Here is a 6,074-nt window from a genome sequence, read left to right on the forward strand (position 1 = left end):
AGAAACGGAGCCAATGGCCGACCAAGTAACTGTATTCGCCCCCGCCTCCATGGGCAACGTCGCTGTGGGGTACGACGTGCTCGGGGCGGCCCTCGACGGCCTCGGTGATCGGGTGACGGTGCGACGGCTCGACGCGCCCACGGTCCGGGTTGGGACCATCACGGGGCGCGTCACGGACCTGCCCACGACGCCCGCCGACAACACGGCCACCGCTGCCCTGCAGTCTCTTCAGGACGCCACAGACGTGGACATCGGGTTCGAGGTGTCTATCGAGAAGGGCATCCCGCTCGGGTCCGGGCTGGGGGGGTCGGCCGCCTCGGCCGTGGGCGCGGTCGTGGCCGGGGCTGAGCTGCTTCCGGATGCCTGGTCGCCGGCAGACCTGCTGCCGCATGCGCTGGCGGGAGAGGCCGTGGCCAGCGGCGACCTGCACCCCGACAACGTCGCCCCCTGCTTGTTCGGCGGCCTCGTGCTCACTCGCGCCATGGACCCCCCGGACGTGGTGCCGATTCCCGTGCCCGCCGACATTCGCTGCGTCCTCGTCCGCCCGGACCGCATTCTCCCGACCCGAGAGGCACGGGCCTGCCTGCCGGACGCGATTCCACTGTCCGAGTCGGTCCGCCAGACGGCCCACCTGGGCGCCTTCGTGGCGGGCTGCTACCGCGACGATCTCGCGCTCATCGGACGCGCCCTGCGCGACCTCATCGTGGAGCCCCACCGGGCCGCGCTCGTGCCCGCTTTTGCGGACGTGCAGGGGGCCGCCATGTCGGAGGGCGCCCTGGGCTGCTCTCTCTCGGGCGCCGGCCCCACCCTGTTCGCGTGGTGCGAGGGCCCCGGCGGCGCCGAGCGCGTACGGGACGCCATGACCGAGGCCTTTGCCCGGCACGACGTACCCACCGAAGCCTGGATCTCGCCCATTCCCCCCGAGGGTGCCCGCACCGCCGCCCCGAGTCCCGCTGACCGGTAGCCTTCGGTCCATTTCGCGTTTCTGTCCTTGCACTCTCGTCTCCCCCGTGCGCCTCACACAGGACGCCCCGGCCAAGATCAATCTGGGCCTGCACGTCCTCCGTCAACGCCCGGACGGCTACCACGACATCGACACGGTCCTCCACCGCATCGACTGGGCCGATACGATTGCGGCGACGCCCGCCGAGGGGCTCTCGCTCACGTGCTCGGACCCGTCACTGCCCACAGACAAAGACAACCTGTGCCTCCAGGCGGCCCACCGGCTCGCGGACGCGTTTGACGTGGCCACGGGGGCCGCGCTCCACCTCGAAAAGCGAGTGCCGTACGCCGCCGGACTGGGAAGCGGCTCGAGCGACGCCGCGGCCACGCTCCGACTCCTCACGCGGCTCTGGGACGTGGGCGCGTCTCTTGAGGCTCTCCGAGAGATCGGGGCCACGATCGGGGCCGACGTGCCGTTTTTTCTTCAGGATGCCCCTGCGGCCCGCGCCACGGGGCGCGGCGACACGCTGTCGCCACTTTCCAACGATGGGGGCTCCTACCGGCTGCCCTTTCCTCTCCTCCTCGCCGTTCCGTCCGTTGCGGTCTCCACCCCCTGGGCCTACACCCAGGTGACCCCAGCAGCAACCGACCGGCCCGACCTGCAACGGGTCGTCTGCTCGAACGACCTGCCTCACTGGCGAGAGGCCCTCGCCAACGACTTCGAGGCCCCCGTGATGGCGGCCAAGCCCTCCGTCAGCGCGGTGCGAGCAGCCCTGCAGGACACGGACGCCGCCTACGTCTCGCTCTCCGGGTCCGGCAGTGCCGTGTACGGGCTCTTCAGGGAGCCGGCCGCAGCCCAGGCGGCCCAGGATGCGCTTCGGGACTCGGACACCGTGGACGTGCAAAGTCACCTCATGCCCGCCGCACGTCCGCAGCAGTAGTCCGGACGCTCCGCCCTTGAGTCATGATCGGGACAGATGCAGAAAAGGTGTTCCCTCGGAAGCACTCCCCCCAGAGCGGTGCAGCGAACAGCACAGGACCGGGACAACAGAGGGCGTTAGCCGCCGTCAGATGCGGCTGTAATACTGATCATCGTCTTCCCCCTCGTTGTCGACCATGTAGTCGTCCGAGGGAACCTCGAGGTAGGCCATGAGCCAGTCGAGGGCCCAGACCTGCTTCTCGACGCCGTCCCAGTTATACCCCTTTTCGATCCGGTCGGCCACCTCTTTCCAGTCGACCGTCCAATCTTCGTAGACCTCGAAGGCAAAGTGGTGGTCCTCAGTCTCGAAGTGAAAAGCTCCCTCGCCGGGATCATAAATGGTCGTAGAGCCATCGTCCTCGCGGGCAAGTTGGGCACCAAGCACAACCAGAGGGACCTTAAAACGGTAGTCCATCTGTTCGACCTGCTCGGCTTGGCTGATCAGGAAGTTGGCCAGGGTTGCACAGCCGTCGCTCACCTCCATGGCCGCCTGGGCCGCCTGGTAGGTGGTCGGGTCGGCGTCAACCTTGTCGAGCGCCGCCTCAACAAGAGGCCACACTTCGACGGGCTCTTCCTCTTTGGTCGTGTCTTCCTTTCGCGGGACGACTACGGTACGATTTTCGATATCCACGGGTGGTTGGTGCGTTGATTGCGAAACTGTTCGTATGGCCTGCAAAGCCATACGTCCCCAGCTTCGAGCACGGAATGAATGATGGGATGCCCATAAGATGGAGGTGGGTGCGCGAACATTCAACCGTGCCTTGGCGCCCTCACGTCAATTACAGATTCGGCACGATCGTTTTGGGGGGCGAGGACGGAGTCACAACTTCCCTTACGGGCCTCCCTCAGGGAATCATGCTCGCCCGTCTCCAGGGTTCGTTTTGTCGGCGTCCAGCTCTGCGTCAAGCGCCAAGGCCGCCTCCACAAGATCGTCTTCCATCCCCGACAGCTCGTCGTGTTGCCCCACGTACTGGCGCACCGCCTCTTCGAGTCCCGATTCACGCGTGACCGCCGTCCGTCGTTTTCGCTCGGCCGGGTCCACCGTGCGTTCAATGCCGGCGACCGTATCGGCCGCCGCCAGGGCCTTCCGGAACTGCTCGGGGTCGACCTGTGCTACCTGCTCCTCCCGCACGCGGTACCGGACCCGCACAACGGCGTCGGTGACGTCTCGCTCGCGGATCGCCTCCAGCACCCGCTGGGTCGGCTCGTCCGCGTCCCGGGCGTCGACCGCCACCGCCACGAAGGGGCGGGCCGGCGTTTCGACGAAGGTGGTGTGGGTGATCGGGTCGCGGGTCGGGTCGATGTCCACCAACTGAATGCCTTTGTCCTCGTCGGCCTCATTGAACGTCACACGCTCGATGCTGCCGGAATAGACGACGGGCGGATGCCCCTCTTCGTTGCGGTTCTGCGGCCGGTGCACATGGCCCAGGGCGACGTAGTCGATGGGACGTACGGCGAGTTGCCCGACAGTAAACGTCGGCTCCGACGCGATCGTGGTCGTGTGTTCTGAGCCGGCCAGCGCCGCCCCCTGCACGGTCACGTGTCCCGCCAGCACCGTGGGCACGTCGGGCGACAGGGCATGGTCAGTGCCTTCGGGCGTGACGCCCGTCGCCTCGTCCATGATCTCGTCGGTCCGACGCCGGACGTACGTGACGTAGTGCTCCTCTACGAACTGACGGAGCTCGTCCGGCCCCATGCGGCGGTACTCCTCCTTGGCCAGGATCTGGCTGCGGATGGGCCAGGGCAGCGGGATGAGTTGAAGCGGCCCGCTTTTCGTGTCGAGGACCTGGACGCTGGACGCCGGCTTGCGGTAGCAGTGGACGTCGCCGGCGATGTGGTCGAAGATGTCGAGCGACGAGGCGCGGCCGAAGGTGACGGGGTGATCGTGGTTGCCCACGATGAGCACGACCGGGATGCCGGCCTCGGCGAGGGGCCGGAGGCACTGAACGAAAATGTCTTGCTGCGTGGGGGTGGGGTCGGCGGTATGGTAGGCGTCCCCACAGAACAGAAACGCGTCCACGTCCGCCTCGAGGGCGCGCTGAACGACGGCCTCCAGGGAGCGGCGCACGTCGAGCAGCCGCGTGTTCAGACCCGTGTCCGGGTCGCGCCGCCCGTGCGTCTTGAACCCGAGGTGGATGTCCGCCGTGTGCAGCAGCTTCACAGTGTCGAATTACGAATTTCGAGGGACGAATGGGAAGGGAACCATGCCAGGATGCACGATCGAGAGGTCCTTTAAAGTCACGAAGGACGCGTCGTTCTGAGAGGGCTGCTTAGCAACCGAAGCGCCCGGAGCGCAGCGAAGACGTCCTTTCGGAGTGAATCTCTTCGCATCCGGCGTTATCGCCCCACCCGAGGAGGTCTTTCGGCTCCGCTTTGCACCCCGGGAGTCCGCGGTCGCATTCGCGCTCAGCGCTCTGCCCGAGACAACGCCGGTCCAACAGGAATTGCTTGACGCTGCACGAATCACGGGGTGGGACCGGAAACCGACCCTTCAAAAATCGCAACCCGAAATTCGCCCGTGATTCCTACCAGCCGACGCGCCCGCCATTCTGGCCACCGGTCGTGTCTTCCGGGGCGCCGTAGCCCTGCACCAGCGGGAACGACGTTTCCGCGAGCGACACCTCGTCCGACTCGGTGATGCGCCGGTAGTAGTCGCCGACGAGGAAGAGGGCGGTGTGCGCCCCCTGTCCCCAGAAGCCCGTCCGGAAGGTGAGTCGCTGATCCTCGAAGCCCACCCAGGCCCCGCTCACCAGCTCGGGGTGCATGAGCATGAACCACGTGTCCGCCGCCCGGTCGGTCGTTCCCGTCTTTCCACCTAGATCGTACGCCCCAAGGTCAAACTGCGTGCGGATGCGCACGCCGGTGCCATAGTCGATCACCCCGCGCATCATGTCGACGACCGTGTAGGCCGTCCGCTCGGAGAGGGCCTCTCGGGGACTCGGGGAGGCCTCCCACAGTACGTTGCCGTACCGATCCTCGACCCGAGTAATGGCGACCGGTTCGTTGTACAGCCCCCCGTTTGCCAGGGTGCTGTATCCGGCGGCCATGTCGAGCAGGCGCACGTTGCTGGTGCCGAGCGCGATGGACGGAACAGGCTCCAGGGTCTCCTTCGGGATGCCCATCCGGTGCGCGTAGGTGGTCACCGTGCTCGGATTCATGTCGAGCGCGAGCCGGGCGGTGATCGTGTTCTTGGAGTTGGCGAGCCCCTGGCTTAGGGTCAGCATTTCTCCCGACGATTCCCCGTTGTAGTTCTTGGGCGACCACGTCGTGTCCGCCCCGGCATCCTCCCACGTAAACGTGCTGTCGAGGAGCGTGTCGTAGGGGGAGTAGCCGTTGTCGATGGCGGCGGTATAGGTGAAGGGCTTGAACGTCGAGCCCGGCTGGCGCTGCGCGGTGCCGACCTTGTCGTACTTTTCGGTTTCGAAGTCGCGCCCCCCGATCCACACCTTCACGTGGCCGTTTCGGGGATCGAGCGAGACGAGCCCCGCCCCCAGACGACTCTTCGCTGCTTTCAGCGAGTCGAGAAACGAGGGGGTGTCGCGGAGCTCATCCACCGCTGTCCGCGGGCCCATTCCGCGGGCCCGGAGCGTGTCGTAGCGCGTGGTCTGCCGAATGAACTCGTTCAGGACGTCGGGATTTGCGTCCCAAAAGTGGGTGAAGGGGTCGTAGTCCTCCCCCGGCGTCAGCGAACGATAGTCCTCAAGCGAGTTGCTGTAGAGCCCGGGCGAGGGCTCGCTCCACTGATAGCCCACCACCTTTTGGAGGGCCGTCATGTTGTCTTTCACAGACGCTCGGGCCAGCTTTTGCAGCTTGGAGTCGAGCGTCGTGTACACCCGCAGTCCCTCGCCATAAATGTCGCGGCCGTGGAGGGGGTGGTCGCTGTACTTCTCCTTTGTGGTCCAGTCCGACAAGGTGGTGCGCACGTGCTCCGCGAAGTACGGCGCAAGGCTCGCGGAGAGACGAGCGGAGTGATACTCTGCACGCACCGGGTCGTCGGCGTGCTCGCGGTAGAACGAGGCCTCAAGGACACCCTGCTCCCGCATGAGCCGCAGGACCACGTTCCGGCGCTGCTTCGCATTCTGCGGGTTGCGCACCGGGTTGTAGTAGGAGGTGGCCCGGAGCATGCCCACCAGGGTGGCGGCCTGAAGGGGGT

The 6,074-nt window shown here is 66.4% G+C and carries 5 protein-coding genes; 2 read left to right on the top strand and 3 right to left on the bottom strand.

The features are described 5' to 3' along the window. The first annotated feature begins 13 nt into the window (after window positions 1-13). Together V5A20_RS04300 and V5A20_RS04305 are read left to right on the top strand one after the other, a co-directional pair. Entirely contained in the window at window positions 14-964 is a 951-nt protein-coding gene (locus V5A20_RS04300) for a homoserine kinase (RefSeq protein WP_332315182.1), read from the top strand. Window positions 965-1,010: 46 nt separating this feature from the next. Then, window positions 1,011-1,883, top strand: coding sequence for a 4-(cytidine 5'-diphospho)-2-C-methyl-D-erythritol kinase (locus V5A20_RS04305; protein ID WP_332326788.1), 873 nt, complete (start codon window positions 1,011-1,013; stop codon window positions 1,881-1,883). Between the two features lie 126 nt (window positions 1,884-2,009). Here the strand turns inward: V5A20_RS04305 and V5A20_RS04310 are convergent, their stop codons facing one another. The 3 genes from V5A20_RS04310 to V5A20_RS04320 form a co-directional block, all read right to left on the bottom strand. Further along, window positions 2,010-2,480 (bottom strand): hypothetical protein, encoded by a 471-nt coding sequence (locus V5A20_RS04310; RefSeq protein ID WP_332326789.1) that lies wholly within the window; start codon window positions 2,478-2,480, stop codon window positions 2,010-2,012. Window positions 2,481-2,774: 294 nt separating this feature from the next. Beyond that, window positions 2,775-4,082, bottom strand: a complete 1,308-nt coding sequence (locus V5A20_RS04315; RefSeq protein ID WP_332315185.1) for a metallophosphoesterase family protein — start codon at window positions 4,080-4,082, stop codon at window positions 2,775-2,777. Between the two features lie 364 nt (window positions 4,083-4,446). Next, window positions 4,447-6,074: penicillin-binding transpeptidase domain-containing protein (locus tag V5A20_RS04320; RefSeq protein WP_332326790.1), on the bottom strand; the 1,628-nt coding region annotated here is incomplete at its 5' end.

This window comes from Salinibacter sp. (genome assembly GCF_036626415.1).
GTDB lineage: Bacteria > Bacteroidota > Rhodothermia > Rhodothermales > Salinibacteraceae > Salinibacter.